We start from the raw sequence: 25,167 nt of genomic DNA, 5'->3' as shown, positions 1-25,167 counted from the left end.
TTCTTTCGTTCAGTCATTGTCACCACTTGTCCAATCGACTATAATAAAAAAGTATACATAACAAAAAGGAGGAATTTGGCATGGCGTTTGAAAACAAAATTGTTGAAGCATTTATTGAAATTCCAACAGGTAGCCAAAACAAATATGAATATGACAAAGAGCGCGGCATATTTAAACTTGATCGCGTCTTATATTCGCCAATGTTTTATCCTGCAGAATATGGCTATTTAGAAAATACACTTGCATTAGATGGCGACCCGCTCGATATTTTAGTTATCGTGACAAATCCGACATTCCCTGGCTGCGTTATTGAAACGCGTGTCCTTGGCTACTTAAACATGGTAGACGGTGGCGAAGAAGATGCAAAATTAATCGGTGTACCTGTTGACGATCCTCGCTTTGCTGATGTGCGTAGCCTTGAAGATCTTCCACAACATAAATTAAAAGAAATCGCTCATTTCTTTGAACGTTATAAAGACTTAGAAGGAAAGAAAACAGAAATCGGTACGTGGGAAGGCCCAGAAGCGGCTGCAAAACTCATTGACGAATGCATCGCTCGTTACAATGAACAAAAATAAATACATTCCGTGTTTTAAGCTGGCTTTTGTCCAGCTTTTTGTCTTTTTTCCGAACATTCATATATAAAAACGCTTTCATTTGTATGACCTTTCCGAAAGTTATTGACACGTGCATACGGGTATGTTAAATTATCAGAAATTTAAAAACTTATTAATTGAAAGGAGCGAATGTTTGTGATTCGCATTTTAGTAGCTGATGCAATGAGCGAAGAAGGACTTGCCCCACTTCTTGCTGATCCAACGATCGAAGTCGTGCAAAAAAAGGTAAGCGAGGTGGAGGGCGAACTTGATCAGTTCGATGCGCTGCTCGTCCGTAGCGCGACAAAAGTGACTGAACAATTACTGCAAAAAATGACGAATTTAAAAATTGTAGGACGCGCTGGCGTCGGGGTGGACAATATTGATGTCGATGCAGCTACACGATACGGTGTCGTCGTCATTAACGCTCCAAACGGCAATACAATTTCGACAGCGGAACATACATTTGCGATGATGGCTTCATTAGTGCGCCGTATTCCACAAGCGCACATTTCAGTCAAATCACGTGAATGGAATCGTTCCGCTTTCGTCGGTGTCGAGTTATTCGGAAAACATTTAGGTATTATTGGATTTGGTCGCATCGGTTCTGAAGTAGCAAAGCGTGCGCGCGCATTCGGTATGCACGTTCACGTATACGATCCATTTTTAACGAAAGCGCGAGCAGAAAAAATCGGTGTCGATGTTTGTACACTTGATGAGTTGCTTGCACAAGCGGATATCATTACTGTACATACGCCGCTAACAAAAGAAACGAAAGGGCTTCTCGGTCCAAAAAACTTGGCAAAAACGAAAAAAGGGGTATATTTAATTAACTGCGCCCGCGGTGGAATCATCGACGAACAAGCACTTATTCCGTTTTTAGAAAACGGACATGTGGCAGGCGTTGCGCTCGATGTATTTGAACAAGAGCCGCCGGGAGACCATCCGCTTCTCTCTTTTGATAACGTCGTTGTCACTCCACATCTTGGGGCATCGACAGTCGAAGCACAAGTGAACGTAGCGACACAAGTAGCTGAGGAAGTATTAAAGTTTTTACAAGGAAAACCGGTCACATCGTCGATTAACTTGCCGACACTTTCAAAAGATGTATATGAAAAAATTCAAGCATTTTATACATTAGCTCGAAAAATGGGAATCCTCGCCTCCCAATATATGAGCGAACCCGTCCAAGAAATTGCGATTACGTATTCAGGCTCTGTTGCCGACTTAGAAACGACATTTATTACACGTAGCTTGCTTGCTGGATTTTTAAAGCCTCGCGTCGCTTCAACGGTCAATGAAGTAAATGCAGCAATGATCGCAAAAGAGCGCGGCATCGCCTTTAGTGAAAAATTTTCAGCAAATGGAAACGACTACAACAACACCATTACATTAACGGTATATGGTGAAAATAAAACGTTTACGATGAAAGGCACGCATATCGCTCACTATGGTGATCGGATCGTTCATTTCAACGGTTTTGCAATCGATTTTGCTCCAGAAGGACATTTGTTGTATATTCAACATCATGATAAACCGGGAATGATCGGAAAAGTCGGAAACATTTTAGGTGCCCATCAAGTAAACATCGCAACGATGCAAGTTGGCCGTCAAGAAGTAGGCGGAAAGGCGATTATGATGCTTTCGCTCGATAAACCGCTTGATGATGCGCTTGTTGAAACGCTTGAGCAAATTAGCGATATTGATGCTGTGAAAAAGTTGGAAGTATAAAAGGTTCAGCCTCTTGGCTGAACCTTTTTTATCCAAGTGGAACCGCTTTTCGTTCCCCTTTCGAAAATGTCATAATTTCGGTGTAACCGACTGTTTTGGCCAAAGCAATCGCTTTGTCATAATCGGCACCGACATCTTGTGGCACATGCGCATCGGACGACAACACGATCGGAACGCCCTTGTCGTAGCACATTTGTAATAAGCGAGGATCAGGATACAGTTCACCGACCGGTTTACGCAATCCTGCTGTACTAATTTCTACGCATGTTTTCGAGTTGGCTAGTGCCGTCGTGGCACGATCGTACTGTTCTAACAAAAATTCCTCATCTTCTGGCACGTATTTAAAAATTTTCACTAAATCTAAATGACCGATAATGTCAAATAAGTTCGACTCAGCTAACGTGACAACTTGATCGAAATATTTTCGATATGTATCGTATATATCACGACGATCCCACTCTTTCCGAAACTCAGCTAAATCAATGCCAAAATCATCAACCCAATGAATCGAGCCGATGACATAATCGAAATCGTAAGCGCGAATGAATTGTGCCATTTCTTCATGTTTGCCTGGCGTGTAGTCCATTTCAATCGACATTTTCACATCAATTCCAGCATCCCACGCTTCGTGAAACAAACGAACGTAATCGGCCATATCATAGTAGCGACGCTCTTCAATCCACGGATTCGACAAAATGTTTTTCGTCTGATAAAAATGATACGCATGTTCGGAAATACCGAAATGTTCAATTCCTTTCCGTGCAGCTTCATCCGTAAATTGCTTTAAATAATCGAGCGTTAACGTGCCGCGCTCTAAATGATTATGGTAATCTGTTAACATTGCTTTCTCCCCCTCTCTCGTATTGTTTTTCATTATATAGCACAACGTTCTCTTTTTCTAGTTGTTTAATCCAACAAGAAACAATAAATGAATGCATGCAGCCATCCCAACAACAACGAGCACTCGTTTCATCATATCTTCCATCGTTTATTCCCCCCGTTCACCAATGACCATATATGTTGTATGCGAAAAAATGAACGGTTAGAACGATAAAACATGACATTTTACAATTCATTTACAATCGGATAAAAAAGCGTTCCAGCAAGTGACTGCAATAACGGCTCTTGCTTTTGATGATAACTTACAAGCACACATGTCGCTGGGCCAGCAGAAGCATGTGACGGAAGGGAACAACGAAGTGGGCGTTCCCCATGCATAAGCTTCCACTCATGCGATATCCCTTTTGAACCAACTGGGATTATTTCATACACTCCATCTACCTGCAGCAACATGCGAAATAAAGAAAGCGGAATGATTCGATCTTTCTTATGTATGACCGCTTCACCAACGAGTGGTTCTCCGATGACAGCCCAACGTGCATCCATTGGTGTAATATTTATTCTCTTTTCCTCTTTCCTTACCGTTCCGACAGCAACAACTCCAACAGCTGATTGCATAAGCGGCATGTTTGATTCGCTACTTCCTGTTATAGGAAGCGACAACTGTAACTCCACCATCGTTTGTTGGATGCCTGCGACAAGTTTATCCCATGATCCATCATCGACAAAGTTTTGTAGTACAAAAGCTTTTGGCGTTGCTCCAATGCTCATCAGTTCCATAAGCGAAACGCGAGCTCCATAGTAACTAACAACATCATATGGCGCTTGAACAACATCATATTGCTTTAAGCCAATTCCACCTGAACAGTCAGCGGCAAAAACGAGCTCATGTTGTTCATCAAATGGCACACATAATACGTCACGCATGCTGCTTCCCCCACGCGCGTTGCAACGCTTTCGACACGACAACAGCAATTGCTAAATTGACGCCCGTAGCTAATGCAAGAGACGGAATGATAGAAAGTACAAACGCCGGGCTCATGATCCATGCAAAAGGTAACGGTGCAAGTAGTGCATTACCGATAAAAAAACATACATAACTAAAAATGAACCATCCTCGTCTTATCAACAAACCGACAATGTATAAAAGAGCGGCCATTTCAATAGCCACAAGTATATGAAATGGACCAAGCGGAAATCCGCCAAATAAAGCAGATACAACATGTCCAACACTTGCCACAACCGCAGCAGCTGTTGGCCCGAGAAAAACAGCTGCTACAACCGCAGGTGCGCTATCGAGCGCAATACTTCCGATTGTAAATGGGATTTTGATAAGCGAACCAATGACGGATAGACTAATAAACATAACAAGCAACGTGAAACGCCTCATTCCAATTCACCTTCTTTTTCATTTTTATCACGAAACACAATGGCGCTTCGTTCATATTCTACATCTTTTACTTGCAAGCGAGCGTTGACGACGCGCGCAACGGCAAATAAATAGTCTGATAAACGATTCATATATTGTAAAACGACTTCATTCGTTTGTTGTTGCTTCATTAACGCTACAACATAACGTTCTGCTCTTCGTGTCACCGTCCGTGCCATATGTAACGCAGCAGCTTGTGGAGACCCCCCTGGCAAAATAAACCGTTCAAGCGGCGGTGCTTGCTGAATATATACATCGATACGTTCCTCTAAAAACGCGACCATATCGGGCTTTACTTTGTATGGCATTTTCTCGCCAACGATGGCTAAATCGCCGCCACAATCAAACAATTCATGTTGAATGCGCTGTAATTCTTGATAAATATCGCGAAACCGTTCATCTTGTAATAATGTCATCGCCCAACCGATGACCGAATTTGCTTCGTCAATCGTTCCATACGCCTCGACACGCACATGATTTTTATCGACTCTCCCACCAACTAAACTTGTTTGCCCTTGATCTCCTGTTTTTGTGTACAATTTCATATGAACCACCCCTATTTTATTTGTTCATTTATCCCACACCATACGTAATCAACACGGCTGCATATGCGCGCCAATTGTTGATACGACCAACCGACCGCATCTCGCCACGCTCGTTCATGTGCCTCAATCGGGACGATCCCTTGTCCGATATCGCAGCCAATCCAAACGACCGTCCGTTCTTTCTCTTTTTCCCATTGCTCCCATGCATTCATATACGACATCATCGCTTTTTTTTGCTCATCTGTGTAAGGAAGAAACCTTTCGCGAATCCATTGTTCTATTCCTTCTAGCACAACAACAGATGCCGTTTTTTCATCATGGGGAGGCGGAAGTGGTCGTTCATATGCGCAATGCCAAATATGCGGGGTATGCGTGAGTGAATAATATGCGTTTACCCATTTTCGCTTTCCTTGAAACGCACCGCCGCTAACGAAATGCATCGTTTTCTCTCCTTCCAACGTTCTCTCGTATTGTAAAGTGTTACTCCTTCACCAAAAGGGACGTGCCACTCCCAAAACGGACGTGTTTTAGGAGCGTACTGCGACAATAAGTAACGTATGACTCCCCCATGCGTCACAACGACAGTATGAGAAGCCGAGCGGCTAATGAGATCATCGATCGCTCGTTCGATACGCCCTTGAAAATGGCGAAACGATTCGCCATTTGGTGGTGAATGGTGAATGGGATCATCTATCCATCGCCGATATGACTCGACCGTCTGTAACTCGGCGTACGTTTTTTCCTTCAAAATCGCCAAAATGGAGTTCACGCCAACGATAGGAACATTCAATGACGTGATTTGGAAACAAAACATACGCCGTTTGCCGACAACGAAGCAAGTCGCTTGTAATCACGACATCGGCATGTAGCGAGTGCGACACATTCGGCTTTTTCACAATCGGTACATTCGTCCATCCGATATATCGTTTCTCCTCATTTTCCTTCGTTACAAAATGGCGAATGCATGTAATAGCCACATGACGAACCATAAAAACGTTTCGCTCCCTTCAATAAACGCTCCTAACACATCGCCAGTTACTCCACCAAACTGTTTTACGACAAACGCTTTCGCTATCACATAAAACAACATAAGCGCCAAAAACAAAACGAGCGTCTCACGCGATAAGAAAGCAATAAGCCCATACATAACAATAATCGGCACATATCGGTGATCGACATATTGGCGAAATGCAGCCGCCATACCCGTTTGTTTCGCAAGCGGCGCAGTCAATAAAAGCAACGCCATCCCGAGACGCGAAAGGAGCGGAAGGCAAAAAAGAGAAAATAGCGAGAAATGTGCGATCGTTTCAAACATAAAAATGAAACGAAAGCCGAGCAAAAAGAAAAGCGAGAGCACCGCAAACGACCCGACGCGCGGATCGCTCATAATTTCGAGACGTCGTTGTTGATCGCGATACGAAAAATATGCATCGCTACAATCCATCCAGCCGTCCGCGTGCAATCCTCCTGAAAGAAAGATAGAGGAAAATAATAATAAAAACGACAAAACAAGCGAAGAAATGTGATCGGACAGTACCACATGTATGGCAACAAGAAAAAGTCCGATGATTGCACCGACGAGCGGAAACGACAACACAGCTATGCGACCTGTTCGTTCATTCCAGTCCACTTGCATTCGTAGCGGGAGAACAGTTAAAAACTGTACCGCTAATATGATTCCGCGCCACATGGCCATCTTCCTTTCTTCACAATGGGCAAGCCGTAACGCATCAAAATGGCTACATCGCTACACGCAACAATCTGTTGATGCAATAAACCGAGACCGTGCATATACGTATACGTTCCTCGCTCATGCGGCACACCATCGCAAAATAGTTCGTTGCTCACAACAATGAGCGCTTTCACTTTTTCGCCTAATTGTTTTATTTGCTGGGCGATGCGCGGCACTTTTACATGTACGTTCCATTCGTCATCGCGAAATAACTCATTTGCCCATAAATTCGTTAAACAATCAAGTAAAACAACATCACACCCACCAAACATCGGCATGATACAATCGAGATCATACGGTTGTTCCCACGTTTGCCAGCCGTCATGTTTCCGTTGTGCTTGGTGGTGAGCAATGCGCGCTTCCATTTCTTCGTCTGTCCGCAGCGCCGTGGCAATATAATGAAGGGAATCAGTCGGTTCGGCGATCATTTTCGCGCATCGTTCTGCGAATGAAGACTTTCCGCTACGCACCCCTCCGCTAATAAATACAATCATTGCTTCCACCTTCTTAAATAAAAGAGGAGGTGATCGTTTTCCTCTTTCGTTCGAACCGCAAAACGGACATATTTTCCGTCCAGCCCTCGAAAATTAAACGTATGCCGCGCGACAATACCATGTTGTAAAAGAAAAGGAAAAAGCGTGATCGTTTCGTCGTATAACATATAAAAATTGACGACAGACGGTGAATATTTGTAGCCAAGTTCATTCAATTGTTCAAATACTCGTTTTCGCTCCGATGCAATGTACACTTTCGTTCGCTCCACAAATGCATTGTCTTTTAATAATTGTTTCGCTATTTGTTGAGCAATCGTATTGACGCTCCACGGTGGCTGTTTTTTCATTAACTTTTTTACGACGTGTTCGTGTGCGAGCACATAGCCGAGCCGTACACCTGCCAGTCGATACATTTTCGTTAACGACCGCAACACAATTAAACGATCAAACGTACGTAAAAAAGAAGAAACGGAATAACCGTCAATCCAGAAGTCATAAAATGCTTCGTCAACGACAACATATACTCCTTCATCATGCGCCGCATTTAACAACGTATGCATCGTTTCTTCTGACCATGCGGTACCGGTCGGATTGTTCGGATGACAAACAAATAGTGCGTGTAAAGACGGCAAGTTCGCAACCATTTGGTCTAGCGGTGGTTGCCAATGTTCATCTAACATAAACGAGTGAACGGTACAACCGTAAGCTTCACATGCCTGACGATATTCTGAAAACGTTGGCTCAATGATGCCAATACGTTTTCCTGCAAATTGTTCAGCAAGCAAATAAATGCATTCTGCAGCACCATTGCCGACAAATACGTTGGAGCGCGTTACATGTTCTCGTTCGGCAATGATTGCTCGAAGCGTTTCGCTTCGCTCTTCAGGGTATACGCTCATCCAGCGAACCCATTGTTGTTCGGTTGGCATATATTCGTCTGGAAGCGGGAACGGATTCACATTTACGCTAAAATCGATATACGAACTCGGCATATCCATGTGCATCGCTTCGTATAAACGACGCGGATTAGCCCCATGTGCAGGCAACTGCAAGCAAACTCCCCCCGATCGTAAAAGCTATTGTTGTACGTCTCATTATCGCCACCGCTTGCTTAATATGCTCACATTTCAACGGAACGGATGCATCGCCAATCGTTGGACGAACGGATATGACCCCGTTGTATGTATTCACCCCTCCGAGTTGAACACCTAATAGGGCAGCCATCGCTGCCTCGCACCATCCGCTATTTGGGCTTGGATGGTTGCGAGCATCGCGAAATAATAGTTTCCACATGCGTATGTTTGCGCGATGAATAAGCAACATCACACACGCTGTCAGTCGCGCAGGAACGTAATTGAACGCGTCGTCTAAACGGGCTGAAGCCCAGCCAAATTGGGCATACCGTTCATTTTTATATCCGAGCATCGAATCGCACGTATTTACCGCCCGATACAACATGGCTAACGCTCCCCCGCCAAGAAAAGCATAAAAAAGGGGCGCCGTTACTCCATCGCTCGTATTTTCCGCTACCGTTTCCACACATGCACGCACAATTCCATCTTCTTGTAACTTCTCTGTGTCACGTCCAACGATCATCGCCACGTTTTTTCTCGCTTCATCGATGTTGTCTCTTTTTAGCGGATCAAGTACATCGTATGCGGCTTTTGCTAATGATGTTGGCGCAATCGAAGTAAAAATGATAATCGCTTCAACGAAAACCCCCACTATAAGAGAAAGTCGATATGCGCTTGCAATCAATGCATAACTCATTACAAATGTGAACGTACAGACGACAAAAAGGGTGAACACTCCTTTTCCTTTTCGCCATCTTCCTTTATTAAAACGACGATCCATATACGCAATCATTTGCCCAATCCAACAAACCGGATGGAAGCGGCGGGGATCGGCGAGCAGACGATCGAGCAAAAGTGCCAGCCATACCGCCCATATATGCGTCATCAACTTTCCCCCTTTCGCTTCCGATAGCGGTCAATAGCTGTTTGCGTTGCTTCATATACGAGACGAGCTAGCTGTTTACCGATCGGTGTAATCGTTCCAGCGTATGCATAATATGTTCCTTGTTGGGACGCAGCGATGGCCGTACAATCGGTTGATGTTCCTGTCGCGATCGTATTCGTTTGCGGATCGACGACTTGTTTATCACACAACGCTTTTGCTTTTGCTTCTGTTGCAGTCATTAGCGCTTGCACGAACGCAGCTTCTGATAAATGACCATCGATAAAAACGAACGTATTAATCGTCCCTGGAGAAGCGACTACATCTGTACGCCGCCAAGCATTTGCACTATCTACCGCATTTCCAACTCCAGCGGTCACCGCAACAAACAACCGAATATCTTCATCAACAAATGAAAACGCCACATCTTTCACATCGACAGCGGTCATCATTCCGACCGTCCATTGCTCATCAAAACCGTGTTGCCTCAAAAATTGAATCATCTCCTGCTCGGCATTGTCACAACGATAATCAAGCGGAACATGCCGATTGACGAACGTCGTCGCCCAACGTATACCGCCGCCAACAAGGGCAGATGAAAGCACTTTAAACGGCTTAGCTGTCTCTACGACGAGCATCGTTTCGTGTTCTTTGACGTGCCATAATCCCTCGTCTATATGCGGCATAGAAAATGGAACGAATGTGACGAGCGGCTTCGGTAAAACCGGGTGTTCGTGACGTTTCATTTTTGTTTCAAATACGCACTCAATCATTGATTCGCTCAACAATTCCCGCGGCGTTCCGCATGCAACAGCTTTTCCATCTTTCAATAAAAGAAGTCGGTCGCAATAAAGCGAGGCAATATTTATATCATGAAAAATAGCTACAACGGTAAGCCCTGATTGTTTTAATAAATTGAGCAACTTAAACTGCTGCGCCACATCCATATGGTTCGTCGGTTCATCTAAAAGCAATACGCGTGGTTGTTGCGCTAACGACCGTGCGAGTGCTGCTCGCTGACGTTCTCCCCCGCTTAATTGTTCTAATAAGACATGCTGTTTATGTGCTAACGTCACACAATGAAGTGACTCGTTGACCACTTGTTCGTCTTTCTCTGTCCATTGCGGAAAGAGAGATGACTGATAAGGATATCGTCCAAGTTCCACCATCTCTTTCACTGTATATCCAAATGAAACATCTGTATGTTGTGGCAACGTCGCAACGAGCTTTGCATATTGTCTCGGTTTATACGTCTGAATCGGTTGACCGTAAACAAACATATCCCCTTGTTGCAAAGGAAGTTCACGGCTCATCAGTTTCATTAGCGTCGTTTTCCCGCTTCCGTTCGGTCCTAACATACCGAAAAACTCCCCTTCATAAACGGTAAACGAAACATCTTCCAACACTTTTTTTTCCCCATATTGATACGAAACGTGCTTTACATCTATCATATCGATCACGTCTTCCGTCTTAAACTTTTAAATAACAATATTGCAAACAATGGTGCGCCAATAAATGATGTGATGACCCCAATTGGCAACTCCCGCGGGGCAACGATCGTTCGTGCCACAACATCTGCTAACACTAAAAACGTGCCACCGTACAAAAAAGAAAGTGGCAATAATTTCCGGTGATTTGCCCCACAAATCAAACGCGTCATATGCGGAATGACAAGCCCAACAAAGCCGATCGTGCCCGATACAGCTACCGCTGCGCCTGTAAGCAAGGAAGCGCTAAGTAAAATCCATAACTTTTTTCGCAACACATGTACGCCAATGTTTGCTGCTGTTCGCTCGCCAAATGAAAAAGCGTTTAACTCGCGAATATGTGTAAATAAGCCGAGAGAACCGATGATAAAAAACGGTACAAATAAAGAAACATATGACCAACCGCGCATCGCGACGCTTCCCATGAGCCAGCTAATGACTTGACGCAATTCCTCACCACTAAGGGCAACCATAAGTGAAATAACCGAGCCGAAAAACGCATTCATGATAATGCCGATTAAAACGATCGTTTCAATTCCCATATTGCGTTCTGCAAGTCGAGCAAATAATAAAACAAACAATAATGTCACGAGCGCACACATAATGCTCACGATCGGTAACGTAAAGCGTCCGAGAAACGACAAATGAAGTTGAAAAAAGAAGACGAGTACCGCTCCGACAGCAGCGCCAGATGATACTCCAATCGTATACGGATCAGCTAAAACGTTTTTTAAAAGCCCTTGGAACGCTACACCAGCAAGTGCTAAGGACGCCCCAATCAAAAAGGCGAGCACTACTCTCGGCACACGAATCGCAATAATAATTTGCGAAATGGTGGCGGGAACGTCCATCGGTGTATGAAACAAATGATGCGACAACGTGTCCCATATAGAAGAAAAGGGAATCGATTGTGATCCAATCGATATCCCTAATAATAGTGCAACGATTGCAATGATGGATGCAGTCATATAGTTATTTAAAAATGTCTGGATAAACGACTTTGGCAATTTCTTCGACCCCTTCAGCTAAACGTGATCCTGGACGAGAAACTAAATCTGAGTTCACATCATATACTCGCTTATTTTTGACAGCCGGAACGTCTTTCCATGCTGGGCGAGCGAGCACTTGCTCAACTGCGTTCGGCGTGTAATAACCGTACGTCGTAATAATGACATCCGGGTTTAACGCCACTGCATCTTCTTCCGTAAACATCGGCCATCCTTCTTGATCACCTGCCGCATTTTTCGCATGAATGATCGTTAACATCTCATCCATAAATGTTCCTTTTCCAGCTGTATAAATTTCTGGTGCAGGCGAGACTTCGATCCAAACGGTTGCTTCTTCTTTCACCTCTTTTGCTTTTTCAGCAATGGCATCGATTTTTTGCTTCATTTGTTTCACAACGTCCGATGCTTCTTTCGTTTTCCCTGTCGCTTTACCGATTAGTTCAATGGAAGCATACACGTCATTCAACGATGTAGCATTTGGCACAACAATGACTGTAATGCCCGCATCTTTCAATTGTTTCAATCCTTCTTCAGAGTTATGTGCACTTGACGCGTGTGCAAGCACAACGTCCGGCTGAAGCGCGATAATTTTTTCAACATTAAACTCCATGCCGCCGATTTTTTCTTTATTTTTCACATCTTCCGGATAGTTATCAAAATCGCTTACACCAACGATTTTGTCACCAAGTCCTAACGCATACGCAATTTCTGTATTGCTCGGGATAAGCGAAACAATTTTTTCCGGTTCTTTTTCAATCGTGACATCACCAACCGCATCTTTTATGGTGACTGGAAATGCGGCTTGTTCCGTTTTCGCTTCTTGCTTCGTCTCTTTTGCTGGCTCTGCGTTATTCGCGCACGCTGCTAATCCGAGCGTCAGCACGAGCACCAAAAGCCATACATACTGTTTCCATTTTTTCATCGTTTTTCCCCCTATAATTTCATAAAAAATTGCACTTCATTTTCCATAGCATCTACTGCTAATGTTTCTCATGAAAGAGAAGCATTATATACTTATTCAAAGGATTGTTACAAGTACATGTTGTAATAACGAGCCTCGTTACTACAACATTTTATTTATTTTCATAACTATTTTGTCATACAAGTTAATATATCGTCTCTTTATAAAAATAAGTATTGGTATTAGAATTAACTGAATAACGCTAATCGTAATTCCCGCCTTGAAAAAATTATTGAGCATAAAATAATCTGTATTCCATTTTAAAACAACGAACGAAAATACACCCAAGCAAATAGCTGAGAAAAAAAGTCCAAGTTCATAAGACATATATTTATTTTTAAAATAGTGAATGATACGGTTTACAACAATTGATGCCAAAAAAACATACAGTATTGTTAAAGTAACACTTTCTATAGCTTTCATATAGAGAATCATCCTTTTTTAAAAGAAAACTAGATTTTTCTATACGCGTTCCTTGCATCTATATACGTTTGAGCATAGTCGTAGATTGCATATAATGTACCAATTATCGGAATCCCTTTCCCCATCTTTTTAGCTATTGTCTTGATCAAAGTAAAGTTTAAAACTTGTCCTAATCGTACAGCTTCAATTACTGCATCTGCTATACCTATCACACCTCCGATTAGAGTCAGTTCAATTTCTTTTTGTCTAAGAGAGTCAGCGTACACTTGAAACACCTTGAAATTACCATTACTACTTTTGGTGTTTTTATAGTATGGGTCATTCCCAGCCATTATGGCACGAGCACTTCCATTTGAAAATACTTCGTATCTCGTATCAGTTAGATAAGAACCTCCTTTTTCTGATATATACCAATAAGAATTTGTATTAAACGCATTGGCAACACGTAAGGACTGTTTGGATTTAATATATTCTGAATTTCTACTTTCCTTAAGCTCCTCATTATTACTTAAATTTATAATTATTTCTTCATCAATCCCATTTCCTACAGAGTGAACAGCTAAACTACTGCCATTTAACTCTTTTATTTGTTGTACATACTCCTCTATTAGAATCTTTTCATCATCTTTAATTTCGTATTTTTTTATATTGACTTCTATAGTTCCACCTACTGTCTCTGATTCCTCTACATACTCATAAAATCTCTCGTTTTCTTGAACCTGATAAACTATTAAATTATCTTTATTCTCTACAATTTGAACAGAAGTTAAACTCTCATTTTCTACATAATCCGTCTGTGCTACAACATAATTAACCTTTATATTCATAGAAATTGTTGCAAACAAGATCATACAAATGATTCCTATCGAAAGTTTATTCATTCATCTCGCCCCTTTTATGTATGTCAAATAAAAAGCTCATCCCAAATGGAATGAGCTGGAAACAACAAAAGAAAACCGTCACCTTTGTCGTTTCGACGTCTCACTCCCCGAAGACGCGAATGACGATGCAAAAAGGCAGGTCTACTGACTTATGCGTCATCCTACTTTGAAGCCTTCCCATACGAATTGTACAGTGGCGTCCTTCATTTCGTCAGCATTTACAGTTGCGGGGACAGTTCTGGACTTGCACCAGATTCCCTATTAAGTCTACTAGGTTTCCCATTCGACACCTTTTTGCAACGAACGTATACAATTGTCGAACAATTTTTACGTCTCTATCATAGCCGAAAACGTCGCTTATGACAACAAAAATTTTCTATTTCAATGGAAGTGTAAATGTAAACGTCGTTCCTTCGCCGAGCTTACTATGAACGGCGATCGTTCCTTTATGCGCCTCAACGATGTTTTTCGCAATCGCAAGACCTAATCCTGTGCCAGAGCGACCGCGTGTACGTGCTTTATCCGCTTTGTAAAAGCGCTCAAACACGAACGGCAAATCTTCTTCAGCAATGCCAGAGCCTGAGTCTCGAACAGAAATGCGCACCGCCTCTTCGTCCCCATCGACTATGACACGAACTTCCCCACCGTCATCTGTGTGACGAAGAGCATTATCAATTAAATTCGTCAGCACTTGTTCGATACGGTCAGGGTCAAACAACACGACAAATTCTTCATTTATGTCCACGAGCAAGCGAACTCCTTTTTCTTTCGCTAACGCTTGAAACTTATGAATGATGCGCTCGGTGTATGAACGAAGCGGCACGCGCTCTTTATGAAGCGTTAAATGTCCTGCTTCCATACGCGCTAAATCAAGCAAGTCGTTAACGAGGCGACCCATGCGCAACGATTCATCATAAATGACTTTTGCCAATTCTTTTTTTTCTTCATCTGTCGCCGCGATGTCGTCGACAATGGCTTCACTATACCCTTGCAACATGGCGATTGGCGTTCGCAACTCATGCGAGACGTTGGCGATAAAATCTTTGCGCAACTTATCGAGCCGACGCTCTTCCGTCATATCTCGAAGCACTGCAACCGCCCCGCGAATCACTTTGCCATTGTACAACGGCGTCATAACAATGACCCAATTGCGACCTTGTAAAGCAATTTCTGCTGCTTGTTCTTTCTCTTCCGCCACCGCTTTCGTAAACAATTCATTCACTTGCGGAGGAAGCGGCGATAAATCGTCGCGCTGCCCTTGTTCGTAGTACCATGCTTGTAAAAATCGGTCGGCAGGTGGGTTTGTAATAAGCACTTCGCCATTGCGATTGAGCGTAATGACGCCATCCGCCATGCTGCTTAAAATGCTCGCTAGTTGTTCTTTTTCTTGATTTAACGCATTAATGTGAAATTGCAATTGCCGACCCATCTGGTTAAACGCCATAGCCAGTTCCCCAATTTCATCATGGGTGACGATCGGCACTTTGGAATCGAATTTCCCGCGCGCCATTTCAAACGCGACTTGTCTCATTTTTCTAAGCGGTGCCGTAATTCTTGTCGATAAGAAAAAGGCAAATACCGTCGTTAACACAATAGCAATAAATGCAGCAAGAAAAATAAACTTCGTCGTTTGTTTTGTCGTTTCTTCTACAGCTTTTAGCGATTGATATACAAACACAGCACCGTTTCCATCAGATGTGCGAAGCGGCACACCAACAATAAACAACTCGTTATAAACCCGATTTCGCATCGTTTCGTTTGGCATCATCGCCCGTTTCACTACTTTCTTTCCATCAAATACGCGCGACAACTGCTTATCTTGTTGAACAAACGAAAGCGGCAAATCAACGAGCTGTTCATTCGGTGAGTACCAATAATGACGATCGTCAATAATAATCATTAGTCTGGATACATCATCAACCATCGTCCATGCAATTGAGCGAGCAAACTGCTCATCATGCTCGGCGACGACGCGGGCAACTTTTACTGCTTGTTGAGTGAGTTGCTCTCCCGTTTTTTCAAAATAATATTTTTCAAAAAAACTTAGCAACAAAACGGTTAAAATAAAGAGGACGAAAGCAACAAGCAATAAAATTGTCAGCCACAATTTGCCGACTACACTACGCCATAGTGCCATCATTCATTCACGACCTCAAATTTGTACCCAACGCCCCAAACGGTGACGATCATTTTCGCTGCTGCTGGCGATACTTTATTTAACTTTTCGCGCAACCGTTTGACATGCGTATCAACTGTTCGTAAATCACCAAAAAATTCGTAATGCCATACTTCTTTTAACAATTGCTCGCGATCAAACACTTTATCTGGTGACTTCGCTAAAAAATGAAGCAACTCGTACTCTTTCGGAGTTAAGCTCACTTCATGCCCATCTGCTGTCACCCGATGCGCATCATGGTCAATTGTTAAATGAGGAAATACGAGCACATCTCGTGTTGTCGTATCCGTTGTTACATATGGAGAGTTCGCTGTACGGCGAAGCAGCGCTTTCACGCGGAGCACCACTTCACGCGGGCTAAACGGCTTAACGATATAATCGTCCGTTCCTGCTTCAAATCCTTGCACGCGATTAGCTTCCTCTCCCTTCGCTGTTAACATAATGACGGGTGTCGCTTTTTTCTCACGCAACTGTTTGCACACTTCAATACCGTCTTTTCCAGGTAACATAAGGTCAAGCAAAATCAAGTCATAATCATTGTCAAGCGCTAATGCTAGCGCTTCTTCACCGTTTTCTGCTTCATCGATCATATATTGCTCACGTTCTAAATACATACGAAGCAAACGACGAATGCGCTCTTCGTCATCGACAACTAAAATTTTAATTTCCTTCCCCATGATGTCATTCCCTCCTCGTTCACTATTGTACAAAACTGCCATACTTTTTTCTACTCATCATAAAAAAAACGCCTTCTTTATGAAGGCGTTAAGACGCAGCATAAGAGTGTAGGCCTGCAATCACTAAGTTTACCGCTATTAAGTTAAACATAATGATCGCAAATCCAATGACCGCAAGCCATGCGGACCGCTCGCCATGCCAACCTTTTGACAATCGTAAATGTAGAAACGCTGCATAAAACAGCCATGTGATGAGCGCCCATACTTCTTTCGGATCCCAGCCCCAAAAGCGCGTCCATGCAATTTGTGCCCAAATCATCGCAAAAATAAGCGCACCGAGTGTAAATATCGGAAACCCAATCGCTACAGAACGATAGCTGATTTCGTCAACAACATCTAAATTCACGTTTTTCACAAGTGGTTGCAAAGCTGCTGCAATACGTTTGCGTAAGAAAAGGCGAAGCAATCCATATAATACACCACCTGCAAACAATGACCAAATTACTGTATTTAATTTGCGAGCATTAATAATTGCAGGCATATGAACGAACGGTTCCATCCGTCCTTCCGTTTTTAACACCCCTTCATGCGGGCCGACAAGCGCTGGCATATGGTACACCATTTCACTTTGCTGTCCATTTTTGTCAATCCATTCAAACGTAGCTTCATAACCAGCCACACGAAACGATGTAGTTACGATAACAAAACCGAGCGTGCTAATTAAGAAAAATAACACAAACTCTAGCCAAAACGTACGTTTGCTCGCTTTCGACTGATCGACTACTCGAATTAAATAAATGAGCCCCGCTGCAAAGCTAATAGCTAAAATGGCCTCGCCAACTGCTGCGGTTATGACATGAATATGCAACCAATCGCTTTGTAAAGCTGGGATGAGCGGAGAGATTTCCCTTGGAAACATGCTTGCATACGCAATCACTAAAATGGCGATTGGCAAAGTAAATAAGCCGAGTAAACTCGTTTTATAAATAAAATAAATGACAATAAACGCGCCAACAAGCATCATGCCAAAAAACGTCGTAAATTCGAATAAGTTGCTGACAGGTGCATGTCCGGCTGCGATCCAGCGCGTGATGAAATAACCAAGCTGAGCGAGAAACCCAACGATCGTTACAAAAATTCCGAGCGTTGCCCAACGGTCTACTCCTTCTCTCTTTTTAGGACGAATCGCGCCCCCAAAGAAGAATGTTGCGACTAAATAAAGAACAAATGCAACGTACAGTAACGTGCTGCTTAACTGAACCACGATGTTCCCCCCTTATGACCGCTTGTCCAATTGATCGATTGGCATGACAAACGGTGTATCGTTAAATATTCTTTCAAGCTCCTTTTTTAATCCAAACCAGTTTTTGTTCGTATGTGCTGCAATAAGCACTTCGTCATTGATCCGTCGAATCCATACGCGGCGATGGTTCCAATACATTCCTTGTATAAGGCCAATCATAAAAATGGTGCCCCCGATACCTAAAATCCAGAGCGTAAAATCACGACGGACGGTTAACGCCGATACATGTCGTGTGTCAGCACCAGCAAACGCCATTTTATATTTGTTATCACCGAGCGGTTCAATCGTTTGACGAATGGCGGCGAAACTCACTTCCCCTTTTGGACGGTCTGGTGCAAACATTTTAAATACAAACGCTGGATTGTTCGGTACTTTCGAACGCGTGTTTGGTTTCCCATTTTCATCAAAATAAAAATCTGGAAAATAGCTTAATAGTTGCACTTTATAGCCGTTGCCAAGATCATATTCTTTTTCAGGTTGAATTAAATCAATCGTAATCGTGCCAAACGATTTGTTCGTTTGTTTATCTGTCAAATGAAACGACATGCTTTTTAATTCATCTAGCTTAAAATCAACTTGATATAACGCGTAATGATCATGTTTTAACGGTTCGTTGACACGAATCGAAAAACTTTTAATTTTCTTTAGCTTCGGCTCTTCCCCTGCAACAACTGGACCAACACGCTCGTACAATACGACGTCCGTTTGATAGTTTTTCGCCATCATTCCGTTACCGACGCGATCAATCGCCGCTTGAAACGCTTCTTTCTCTTTTCCTTTCTCATACACTTCAAAAATAAACTTTTTATTTTCTAAAAAATATTTTCCTTTCGTTCCCGGAATTTCTTTTATTTCCCCTTCACGAATCCACATGTTTTCATCCACATACATTCCCGGAACAAATCGAAGCATCGCACCGATGAGAAAAATGATAAGTCCAATGTGATTCACATACGGTCCCCAACGGGAAAAACGCCCTTTTTCTGCTAAAATGCTTCCGTTCTCCTCACGAATACGATAACCCCGTTTCGTTAACCGATCGACCACGCGAGGTAAAGCATTTTCGTAGTCTTTCACTTGTGAACGGCTAAATAGACGTTGGCGTTGTAAAAATTGTTCATTTCTCGTCACCCGCTGATTGTTTAACGCCCGATATAGTGGCACGACACGGTCTAAACTACAAATGACGAGCGATACACCAATGAGCGCTATAAGCAACATATACCACCATGAGCTATATAAATCGTGAAATCCTAGCGCGTAATACCATTTCCCGAGCCAACCGTACTGCTCCTCATAATATTCAGCTGGCGACACTGTTGGCGGAATGTACATCTGTTGTGGATAAATTGTGCCGATGGCCGAAGCGACTAACGTAATAACGATAAGCCAAACCCCAACTTTAACAGACGAAAAGAAGTTCCATATTTTATCAACAATCGTTTGGTTGTACGTTTGCGAACGGCGAGCGCTTCCTTCATAACGCATGTCCAATAACATTGGCACTTCTTCTAACGGTTTACCACATGCTTCACAAAGAACTGTACCAATCGGATTCACATGCCCACATTCACATTTTACTTGTTCCATGTCGAAAACCCCTTACGGCTTAATTCGTTCCATATATTTTTTTACATCCTCTTCCGTCATCGCCCCTGTAATGATATCTACAATTTTGCCTTCTTTGTCAATTAAAAATGTCGCTGGCAACGGACCGATGTTGTATGCATTCATGACTTGATCTTGCTGATCGATGACGACTGGAAACGTCAGCTGAAAGCGATCAACGAACGTTTGTACTGTTACTTTCGCCTCACCAACATTGACCGCAATCACTTCTACTCCCTCATTTTTATATACGTCGTATTGTCTATTAATGTATGGCATTTCTTTTTCACACGGTTTGCACCACGTTCCCCAAAAGTTTAAAAATACACCTTTTCCACGATAATCGGATAGTTGAATTTTGTTGCCGTTTAAGTCGGTAAGTACGAAGTCTGGCGCTGAATCACCAACTTGGATCGCCTTTTTGTCAACAAATACATTGGAATAAATCGTATAGCCAATGGCTGCAAGCATGATAGCTAAAATGACCGTTCGAAGCCAAAATCGCCTTTCTTTCATCCTATTTCGCGCAGGAGACTCCCACTTCAACGACCAAAGGGAGTAAGTGGGAGAGGAATGCGCGTTCCCCCTTTCTTTTGTGTATGATATAATAAAGGCGTGGAGAAAACCGTTCAATAAAGGCACTCCAATAACTGCTACTCGATGTATGGAGTTGGTTACAGGAAACGTTGTAACCGTAAAACATCGAGCGTAGGTCCGTCTGTTGTGTGTGGAAGCCAAGTACTGCCAACAGACACACCGAGAGAATCGGTAACGATGCAGGCATGACCTGCGTCGTTGGGTAGTCGTCAACCTGCCCCTGATGCAACCCCAAGTCAAGGAAGGAGGAAGAAGTCCGTTTGCACTTCTGGGGAGTTGCAAGCCCTCACTTCAAGCGTTAGCTAAGTGGGGGTAGTTGACCGCCAACTCTCCTATAAACCGTTTTCATCAACCTCATTATACAAGTTACTACTATACAAATAATGAAAATGATTTGAACAAATTGTGACAAAATTATGATACGTACGGCGAACCAGCTAATGCAAGCGCACGCAATTGCTTCACTTCATGCGGCGACAGTTCTCGATAATCTCCCGGATTCATCCCTTTCAAGTCTAAAAACGCATAACGTTCCCGCTTTAACTTTAAAACAGGATGTCCGATCGCTTCGAACATGCGGCGCACTTGACGATTTCTCCCTTCATGAATGCGAAGTTCAACGATCGCCGTCTGTTTCCGTTTGTCAATTGACAATACTTTCGCTTTCGCTGGCGCTGTTACCCCATCTTCTAGCGCAACACCTTTTTCAAGCCGTTTCACTTTTTCACGTGCTGGGATGCCTTTTACTTTTGCAATGTACACTTTTTCAATTTCATAGCGCGGGTGCATTAATAAATTAGCAAACTCCCCATCGTTTGTCAGCAGCAACAATCCAGACGTATCGTAATCTAACCGTCCGATCGGATAAATGCGCTTGTTTACATGTTTGAAAAAGTCAGTCACTACTTTTCTTCCCTTTTCATCTTTTACGCTACAAATTACACCGCGCGGCTTGTATAACAAATAATATACCGGCTCTTCGCGTTCGAGCGGAATGCCATCCACTTCAATGCGATCTTGTGGACTAACTTTCACCCCAAGTTCCGTCACAACTTTTCCATTTACTTTCACTTTTCCTTCGACGATCAATTGCTCTGCTTTTCTTCGCGATGCGATGCCAGCATGAGCAATTACTTTCTGTAATCGTTCCATTTCATTCACCTCACTATATAGTTTTACCATATTCGGTACAGGAGTTCAAAAATAAGAAAGGAGAAAGACGCACGAGATGCGACTTTCTCCTAGCCTCTCTTGCATAAGGGAAAAGAAAGAATAACAAAAGAAATAAGCAGTAACCAAACGATTTTCACTTGAAAAGACATATATAAAACGAATAATAAAACAAGACCAACCAAATAGAAAGCAATAGCTTTCCTTCTCATCGAACCCACTGTTTTATTTACAAACATGTAATGTAGCCATGAAATAAACAGATGAAACATATATAAAATCAAAAATATAGCTGTAAAAACAACAATACTTCCCGGACTACTCATCTCGTTAGAAAAAAGAGGGTGTTCAATCATCAGAAGTACCAAGCTATATACAAAACTTAAAATAAAGGATAAAACAGTAATATTTAGAATCAATCTCTTGTTTTCAGTCATTCCCCACACTCACACCAATCTAAACATTGTATTTTATTATTCAAACCAGTCGAGCCCGTATACTCTGATCATGTTAACAATATATCTGTCATCGGGCAACAAGCATATCGACCGCTTCATTTCCCAAACATCCATAATACAATAATAAATGATACAATAAAGCTAATGAGATCGGCAAGTAAGCCGACTTTTAATGCATCGCCCATTTTGCGAATGCCGACGGCACCAAAATAAACGGTGAGCACGTATAACGTCGTTTCTGTACTTCCTTGAATCGTGGAGGCTAACCGCCCGATAAATGAATCTGGTCCGTATGTTGCGATTAAGTCGGTGACCATGCCGAGCGAAGCGGTTCCTGAGATCGGACGAATGAGCGCAAGCGGAACGACTTCAGACGGCAGTCCGAGCGGGACGATGAACGGTTTTATATATGAAATAAAAAAATCAAGCGCACCGGAAGCGCGAAAAACGGAGACAGCAACGAGCATACCAACTAAATACGGAATGAGAGAAAAAGCGATTTGAATTCCCTCTTTCCCCCCTTCAACAAACGCCTCATACGTCGGCACACGCTTGTACGTTCCATGCAACAAAATGCAAGCGATTAAAATAGGAATAAGCCAAAGCGATAAAAATTGAATAACGTGCATCACAGTCCTCCTTTTTTCCGCCTCCGTATGTAAAACGCGCGGTCAATCATAATCGCTGATATTGTCGAAATAAGGGAAGCGACAAATGTCGTGCCAATAATTTCTCCAGGTGAAGCTGATTGATATGTCATGCGAATCGATATGACCGTCGCGGGAATAAGCGTAACGCTTGCGGTATTTAAAGCGACAAACGTAATCATCGAACGACTCGGTTCGTCTGTTTGACCGTTTAATTGCTTCAATTGCTCCATCGCTTTAATGCCAAGGGGAGTCGCAGCATTGCCGAGCCCAAACATATTTGCAATCATGTTCGATAATATATACCCGAGCGCAGGGTGGTCAGGCGGCACTTCCGGAAAAATTTTTTTCGCAATTGGTCGAAACAAACGGGCAAAAAACGAAAGTAGCCCAGACTGTTCGGCAATTTTCATTAAACCGAGCCAAAAAACGAGCACGCTAATTAAGCCAATGCTAATCGTCACCGCCTCTTTCGCCCCTTGAAACATCGCCTCGTTCACATCTTTCATCGTTCCGTTTATTCCCGCAAACAGAAGTCCAATAAGCAAAAGCGCAACCCAAATGAGATTAACCATCGCTGCCCACCCCTAACAGCCAATCAAAAAAAGAACGCTTTTTCTTTTCCTGCTTATAAAAAATAGGGGCGTCGTCAACTTTTTCGTTTCCGATGTATAGCTCAGCCCTTCCAACGACAGACGGCACGCCTGTCTCTTTCCAACGCTCTTGTGGACGAAGCAATTTTCGCTCTAAACGAATTAACGACTCTTCTTTTTTTGTGACCGGATATATAAAATCGCGTGCAACAAACAAATGATGATCATAAAAAGGATCGTCTATATCTTTCACAATCGTATCTGCTTTAATCTTTACAAGTTCATAATGCGCAAATCCATGCTCATACATCGCGATATGATCGTTCCAATCGTCCCCTGCGTTAATGGTGACCGCAATCAGTTCAAGACCATCTTTTGAAGCGGTTGTCACTAATGTACGCTTCGCTCGCTTCGTATACCCTGTTTTTCCACCTGTACAATATTCATATAAATGCGTCAATAGCTTATTTTTGTTACGCCAAACCCGATCCCAATCTTCTGTCGGATTTGGCGCACGATACAATTTCGTTCCCGATACTTCGCGAAATTGTTCGTTGTGCATCGCATACCGCATAAGTAGCGCCATATCATATGCAGTGGAATAATGATTTTCGGCATCGTCTAATCCGTGTGGGTTCGCAAATTGTGTATTTGTCATCCCGATTTCTGCCGCTTTTTCATTCATTAAAAACACGAAGCCTTCGACGCTACCGCCAACGTGCTCAGCGATTGCCACCGCTGCATCATTTCCAGAACGAAGCATAAGCCCATATACTAAATGTTTGAGCGCAATTTTCTCCCCTTGTTTCAAATAAATAGAGGACCCTTCTGTGCGAACCGCCCGTTCACTTACCGTCACAAGCTCTTCCCATTTTCCCGATTCGATTGCTAAAATGGCGGTCATAATTTTTGTGATGCTCGCAATGCGTCGTTTCGTATGGGCATCTTTTTCAAATAGCACTCGTCCTGTCGTTTGTTCCATTAAAATCGCGCTTTTCGCACTAACCGACATCGCCTTCGCTTCATTCGGAAAAAGCGAACAAAAAAAACAAAGCACGATCATCCATATGAACCATTGCCGTCGCATACACCCTCATCCCTTTGTCCGTTTTGTACAAGTGTATGCATAAGTACATGATGTATGACAAAAAGACCGCTACATGACGCGGTCTTTTGCTTTTACAAATCGTCGCGCGACATCTCCACGTTCAAGCTCCATCTTTAATCGCTCAAGCGCCTCTTCATCTACAAATGGCTTTACACGCTCAAGCCACGTTTGCACGTGATGAATATATTGTCGCATACAAACACACCTCCTTCGGCACCATATGCAATAAAAAAAAAGAAGCTGACACACGCAGCTTCTTATTGTGATTGAATCATTTTTGTTCGGTAGTCTGTTTCATAAAATTCGAGTTCTTCCCGCATCGTTTGAAAATCAGCCTCAATCGCATGGAGCAATTGTTGTAACGATGGAGGAGCAGGTTGTCTCAATTTAATTGAATGTCTTCCTGTATACGCTGAACGGCTATCTTCATACCATAAATCGCGCTTTGGCGTAAAAAATTCTGCCACACATGAATGATAAATTTTGTATAACGCCTGTTCTGCGGCGGCTTTCCGAAACGGTTCTTCTTGAAGGACGATGCGACATGCATCAATCCCTTCTTCACCATATACAGCTAAACGGCGTAAGTCCGCAAGCACCCCTTCATAATAATGGCGGTCTCCTGCGCATTCTTCTTGCATTTGCTCAATCGTCGTTTCGTTTAAATAACGAGTAATTTGTTCTACAATGCGACTCAACAATTGCTCGACTTGCTTCGTTTGGTTAAAAACAACAGTATTCCCCATCT

At 42.9% G+C, this 25,167-nt stretch carries 26 protein-coding genes, 1 pseudogene and 1 riboswitch; of the genes and pseudogenes, 2 read left to right on the top strand and 25 right to left on the bottom strand.

The window, feature by feature from the left end:
* Positions 1 to 80 precede the first annotated feature (80 nt).
* Both NSS60_RS06050 and serA read left to right on the top strand, forming a co-directional pair.
* On the top strand, positions 81 to 578 hold the full coding sequence (locus tag NSS60_RS06050) for an inorganic diphosphatase (RefSeq protein ID WP_004889784.1): 498 nt from the start codon (positions 81 to 83) through the stop codon (positions 576 to 578).
* Between the two features lie 174 nt (positions 579 to 752).
* Positions 753 to 2,327 carry a phosphoglycerate dehydrogenase gene (gene serA, locus NSS60_RS06045; protein ID WP_004889782.1) on the top strand — a complete coding sequence of 525 codons (1,575 nt, stop codon included), beginning with the start codon at positions 753 to 755 and terminating at the stop codon, positions 2,325 to 2,327.
* Positions 2,328 to 2,355: 28 nt separating this feature from the next.
* On the opposite strand, the gene NSS60_RS06040 is transcribed toward serA, so the two are convergent.
* From NSS60_RS06040 to NSS60_RS05920, 25 genes and pseudogenes are all read right to left on the bottom strand, one after another.
* Positions 2,356 to 3,168, bottom strand: a complete 813-nt coding sequence (locus tag NSS60_RS06040; protein ID WP_064214473.1) for a histidinol-phosphatase — start codon at positions 3,166 to 3,168, stop codon at positions 2,356 to 2,358.
* A gap of 224 nt (positions 3,169 to 3,392) precedes the next feature.
* Positions 3,393 to 4,094 carry a hypothetical protein gene (locus NSS60_RS06035; protein WP_004889780.1) on the bottom strand — a complete coding sequence of 234 codons (702 nt, stop codon included), beginning with the start codon at positions 4,092 to 4,094 and terminating at the stop codon, positions 3,393 to 3,395.
* The gene (locus NSS60_RS06030; protein WP_004889779.1) at positions 4,087 to 4,557 is read right to left on the bottom strand and encodes an ECF transporter S component; all 471 of its coding nucleotides are present in this window, start codon (positions 4,555 to 4,557) and stop codon (positions 4,087 to 4,089) included. Before NSS60_RS06030 ends, NSS60_RS06035 begins: the two co-directional genes overlap by 8 nt.
* The gene (locus NSS60_RS06025; protein ID WP_004889777.1) at positions 4,554 to 5,141 is read right to left on the bottom strand and encodes a cob(I)yrinic acid a,c-diamide adenosyltransferase; all 588 of its coding nucleotides are present in this window, start codon (positions 5,139 to 5,141) and stop codon (positions 4,554 to 4,556) included. The genes NSS60_RS06030 and NSS60_RS06025 overlap by 4 nt, the downstream gene beginning before the upstream one ends.
* A gap of 11 nt (positions 5,142 to 5,152) precedes the next feature.
* Positions 5,153 to 5,581 (bottom strand): bifunctional adenosylcobinamide kinase/adenosylcobinamide-phosphate guanylyltransferase, encoded by a 429-nt coding sequence (locus NSS60_RS06020; RefSeq protein ID WP_004889775.1) that lies wholly within the window; start codon positions 5,579 to 5,581, stop codon positions 5,153 to 5,155.
* Positions 5,533 to 6,130: pseudogene (locus tag NSS60_RS06015) on the bottom strand (histidine phosphatase family protein). Before NSS60_RS06015 ends, NSS60_RS06020 begins: the two are co-directional and overlap by 49 nt.
* Positions 6,088 to 6,837 (bottom strand): adenosylcobinamide-GDP ribazoletransferase, encoded by a 750-nt coding sequence (locus tag NSS60_RS06010; RefSeq protein ID WP_064214475.1) that lies wholly within the window; start codon positions 6,835 to 6,837, stop codon positions 6,088 to 6,090. The pseudogene NSS60_RS06015 and the gene NSS60_RS06010 overlap by 43 nt, the downstream one beginning before the upstream one ends.
* Positions 6,810 to 7,367 (bottom strand): bifunctional adenosylcobinamide kinase/adenosylcobinamide-phosphate guanylyltransferase, encoded by a 558-nt coding sequence (locus tag NSS60_RS06005; RefSeq protein WP_004889770.1) that lies wholly within the window; start codon positions 7,365 to 7,367, stop codon positions 6,810 to 6,812. Before NSS60_RS06005 ends, NSS60_RS06010 begins: the two co-directional genes overlap by 28 nt.
* Entirely contained in the window at positions 7,364 to 8,419 is a 1,056-nt protein-coding gene (gene cobD / locus NSS60_RS06000) for a threonine-phosphate decarboxylase CobD (RefSeq protein ID WP_340720724.1), read from the bottom strand. The genes NSS60_RS06005 and cobD overlap by 4 nt, the downstream gene beginning before the upstream one ends.
* Positions 8,394 to 9,326 (bottom strand): adenosylcobinamide-phosphate synthase CbiB, encoded by a 933-nt coding sequence (gene cbiB / locus NSS60_RS05995; protein WP_004889768.1) that lies wholly within the window; start codon positions 9,324 to 9,326, stop codon positions 8,394 to 8,396. The genes cobD and cbiB overlap by 26 nt, the downstream gene beginning before the upstream one ends.
* Complete coding sequence (locus tag NSS60_RS05990; protein WP_340720723.1) at positions 9,326 to 10,774, bottom strand: adenosylcobinamide amidohydrolase; 1,449 nt, start codon at positions 10,772 to 10,774, stop codon at positions 9,326 to 9,328. The genes cbiB and NSS60_RS05990 overlap by 1 nt, the downstream gene beginning before the upstream one ends.
* 5 nt (positions 10,775 to 10,779) lie before the next feature.
* Positions 10,780 to 11,817 carry a FecCD family ABC transporter permease gene (locus tag NSS60_RS05985; protein ID WP_004889764.1) on the bottom strand — a complete coding sequence of 346 codons (1,038 nt, stop codon included), beginning with the start codon at positions 11,815 to 11,817 and terminating at the stop codon, positions 10,780 to 10,782.
* Positions 11,783 to 12,739, bottom strand: a complete 957-nt coding sequence (locus tag NSS60_RS05980) for an ABC transporter substrate-binding protein (RefSeq protein ID WP_340720722.1) — start codon at positions 12,737 to 12,739, stop codon at positions 11,783 to 11,785. Before NSS60_RS05980 ends, NSS60_RS05985 begins: the two co-directional genes overlap by 35 nt.
* A gap of 491 nt (positions 12,740 to 13,230) precedes the next feature.
* Positions 13,231 to 14,082: a hypothetical protein gene (locus NSS60_RS05975; RefSeq protein WP_004889760.1), complete on the bottom strand. Its 852-nt coding sequence runs from the start codon at positions 14,080 to 14,082 to the stop codon at positions 13,231 to 13,233.
* 117 nt (positions 14,083 to 14,199) lie between these two features.
* A riboswitch (cobalamin riboswitch) is annotated at positions 14,200 to 14,391 on the bottom strand.
* Positions 14,392 to 14,458: 67 nt separating this feature from the next.
* Positions 14,459 to 16,222, bottom strand: a complete 1,764-nt coding sequence (locus NSS60_RS05970) for an ATP-binding protein (RefSeq protein WP_064220911.1) — start codon at positions 16,220 to 16,222, stop codon at positions 14,459 to 14,461.
* The gene (locus NSS60_RS05965; RefSeq protein ID WP_339173758.1) at positions 16,219 to 16,935 is read right to left on the bottom strand and encodes a response regulator transcription factor; all 717 of its coding nucleotides are present in this window, start codon (positions 16,933 to 16,935) and stop codon (positions 16,219 to 16,221) included. The genes NSS60_RS05970 and NSS60_RS05965 overlap by 4 nt, the downstream gene beginning before the upstream one ends.
* Before the next feature lie 88 nt (positions 16,936 to 17,023).
* Positions 17,024 to 18,199, bottom strand: a complete 1,176-nt coding sequence (ccsB, locus tag NSS60_RS05960) for a c-type cytochrome biogenesis protein CcsB (RefSeq protein WP_340720721.1) — start codon at positions 18,197 to 18,199, stop codon at positions 17,024 to 17,026.
* Positions 18,200 to 18,211: 12 nt separating this feature from the next.
* Complete coding sequence (gene resB / locus NSS60_RS05955) at positions 18,212 to 19,828, bottom strand: cytochrome c biogenesis protein ResB (RefSeq protein ID WP_340720720.1); 1,617 nt, start codon at positions 19,826 to 19,828, stop codon at positions 18,212 to 18,214.
* Between the two features lie 12 nt (positions 19,829 to 19,840).
* Complete coding sequence (resA, locus tag NSS60_RS05950) at positions 19,841 to 20,362, bottom strand: thiol-disulfide oxidoreductase ResA (protein ID WP_004889752.1); 522 nt, start codon at positions 20,360 to 20,362, stop codon at positions 19,841 to 19,843.
* Positions 20,363 to 20,857: 495 nt separating this feature from the next.
* Positions 20,858 to 21,595 (bottom strand): 23S rRNA pseudouridine(2605) synthase RluB, encoded by a 738-nt coding sequence (gene rluB / locus NSS60_RS05945; RefSeq protein WP_004889751.1) that lies wholly within the window; start codon positions 21,593 to 21,595, stop codon positions 20,858 to 20,860.
* A gap of 571 nt (positions 21,596 to 22,166) precedes the next feature.
* Positions 22,167 to 22,700: a spore maturation protein gene (locus NSS60_RS05940; RefSeq protein ID WP_004889749.1), complete on the bottom strand. Its 534-nt coding sequence runs from the start codon at positions 22,698 to 22,700 to the stop codon at positions 22,167 to 22,169.
* Positions 22,700 to 23,293, bottom strand: coding sequence for a nucleoside recognition domain-containing protein (locus NSS60_RS05935; protein WP_004889748.1), 594 nt, complete (start codon positions 23,291 to 23,293; stop codon positions 22,700 to 22,702). The genes NSS60_RS05940 and NSS60_RS05935 overlap by 1 nt, the downstream gene beginning before the upstream one ends.
* Positions 23,286 to 24,398, bottom strand: a complete 1,113-nt coding sequence (locus tag NSS60_RS05930; RefSeq protein WP_004889747.1) for a D-alanyl-D-alanine carboxypeptidase family protein — start codon at positions 24,396 to 24,398, stop codon at positions 23,286 to 23,288. Before NSS60_RS05930 ends, NSS60_RS05935 begins: the two co-directional genes overlap by 8 nt.
* Before the next feature lie 69 nt (positions 24,399 to 24,467).
* Positions 24,468 to 24,614 carry a hypothetical protein gene (locus NSS60_RS05925; protein ID WP_004889746.1) on the bottom strand — a complete coding sequence of 49 codons (147 nt, stop codon included), beginning with the start codon at positions 24,612 to 24,614 and terminating at the stop codon, positions 24,468 to 24,470.
* 62 nt (positions 24,615 to 24,676) lie between these two features.
* A complete protein-coding gene (locus NSS60_RS05920; protein WP_192948312.1) occupies positions 24,677 to 25,165 on the bottom strand; it encodes a YpuI family protein in 489 nt (162 codons plus the stop codon).
* Between the last annotated feature and the right edge of the window lie 2 nt (positions 25,166 to 25,167).

Source organism: Anoxybacillus sp. FSL W8-0382 (assembly GCF_038003845.1).
Classification (GTDB): domain Bacteria; phylum Bacillota; class Bacilli; order Bacillales; family Anoxybacillaceae; genus Anoxybacillus; species Anoxybacillus flavithermus_G.
Note: the sequence above shows the minus strand (reverse complement) of the source record. Positions and strands in the feature narration are given on the sequence as shown.

Bases quoted from the DNA above. Each gene is read 5' to 3' on its own strand.
- NSS60_RS06050 (WP_004889784.1), top strand. From the start codon at position 81: ATGGCGTTTGAAAACAAAATTGTTGAAGCATTTATTGAAATTCCAACA.
- NSS60_RS06040 (WP_064214473.1), bottom strand. From the start codon at position 3,168: ATGTTAACAGATTACCATAATCATTTAGAGCGCGGCACGTTAACGCTC.
- NSS60_RS06035 (WP_004889780.1), bottom strand. From the start codon at position 4,094: ATGCGTGACGTATTATGTGTGCCATTTGATGAACAACATGAGCTCGTT.
- NSS60_RS06030 (WP_004889779.1), bottom strand. From the start codon at position 4,557: ATGAGGCGTTTCACGTTGCTTGTTATGTTTATTAGTCTATCCGTCATT.
- NSS60_RS06025 (WP_004889777.1), bottom strand. From the start codon at position 5,141: ATGAAATTGTACACAAAAACAGGAGATCAAGGGCAAACAAGTTTAGTT.
- NSS60_RS06020 (WP_004889775.1), bottom strand. From the start codon at position 5,581: ATGCATTTCGTTAGCGGCGGTGCGTTTCAAGGAAAGCGAAAATGGGTA.
- NSS60_RS06010 (WP_064214475.1), bottom strand. From the start codon at position 6,837: ATGGCCATGTGGCGCGGAATCATATTAGCGGTACAGTTTTTAACTGTT.
- NSS60_RS06005 (WP_004889770.1), bottom strand. From the start codon at position 7,367: ATGATTGTATTTATTAGCGGAGGGGTGCGTAGCGGAAAGTCTTCATTC.
- cbiB (WP_004889768.1), bottom strand. From the start codon at position 9,326: ATGACGCATATATGGGCGGTATGGCTGGCACTTTTGCTCGATCGTCTG.
- NSS60_RS05990 (WP_340720723.1), bottom strand. From the start codon at position 10,774: ATGATAGATGTAAAGCACGTTTCGTATCAATATGGGGAAAAAAAAGTG.
- NSS60_RS05980 (WP_340720722.1), bottom strand. From the start codon at position 12,739: ATGAAAAAATGGAAACAGTATGTATGGCTTTTGGTGCTCGTGCTGACG.
- NSS60_RS05975 (WP_004889760.1), bottom strand. From the start codon at position 14,082: ATGAATAAACTTTCGATAGGAATCATTTGTATGATCTTGTTTGCAACA.
- NSS60_RS05970 (WP_064220911.1), bottom strand. From the start codon at position 16,222: ATGATGGCACTATGGCGTAGTGTAGTCGGCAAATTGTGGCTGACAATT.
- NSS60_RS05965 (WP_339173758.1), bottom strand. From the start codon at position 16,935: ATGGGGAAGGAAATTAAAATTTTAGTTGTCGATGACGAAGAGCGCATT.
- resB (WP_340720720.1), bottom strand. From the start codon at position 19,828: ATGGAACAAGTAAAATGTGAATGTGGGCATGTGAATCCGATTGGTACA.
- resA (WP_004889752.1), bottom strand. From the start codon at position 20,362: ATGAAAGAAAGGCGATTTTGGCTTCGAACGGTCATTTTAGCTATCATG.
- rluB (WP_004889751.1), bottom strand. From the start codon at position 21,595: ATGGAACGATTACAGAAAGTAATTGCTCATGCTGGCATCGCATCGCGA.
- NSS60_RS05940 (WP_004889749.1), bottom strand. From the start codon at position 22,700: ATGCACGTTATTCAATTTTTATCGCTTTGGCTTATTCCTATTTTAATC.
- NSS60_RS05935 (WP_004889748.1), bottom strand. From the start codon at position 23,293: ATGGTTAATCTCATTTGGGTTGCGCTTTTGCTTATTGGACTTCTGTTT.
- NSS60_RS05930 (WP_004889747.1), bottom strand. From the start codon at position 24,398: ATGCGACGGCAATGGTTCATATGGATGATCGTGCTTTGTTTTTTTTGT.
- NSS60_RS05925 (WP_004889746.1), bottom strand. From the start codon at position 24,614: ATGCGACAATATATTCATCACGTGCAAACGTGGCTTGAGCGTGTAAAG.
- NSS60_RS05920 (WP_192948312.1), bottom strand. From the start codon at position 25,165: ATGGGGAATACTGTTGTTTTTAACCAAACGAAGCAAGTCGAGCAATTG.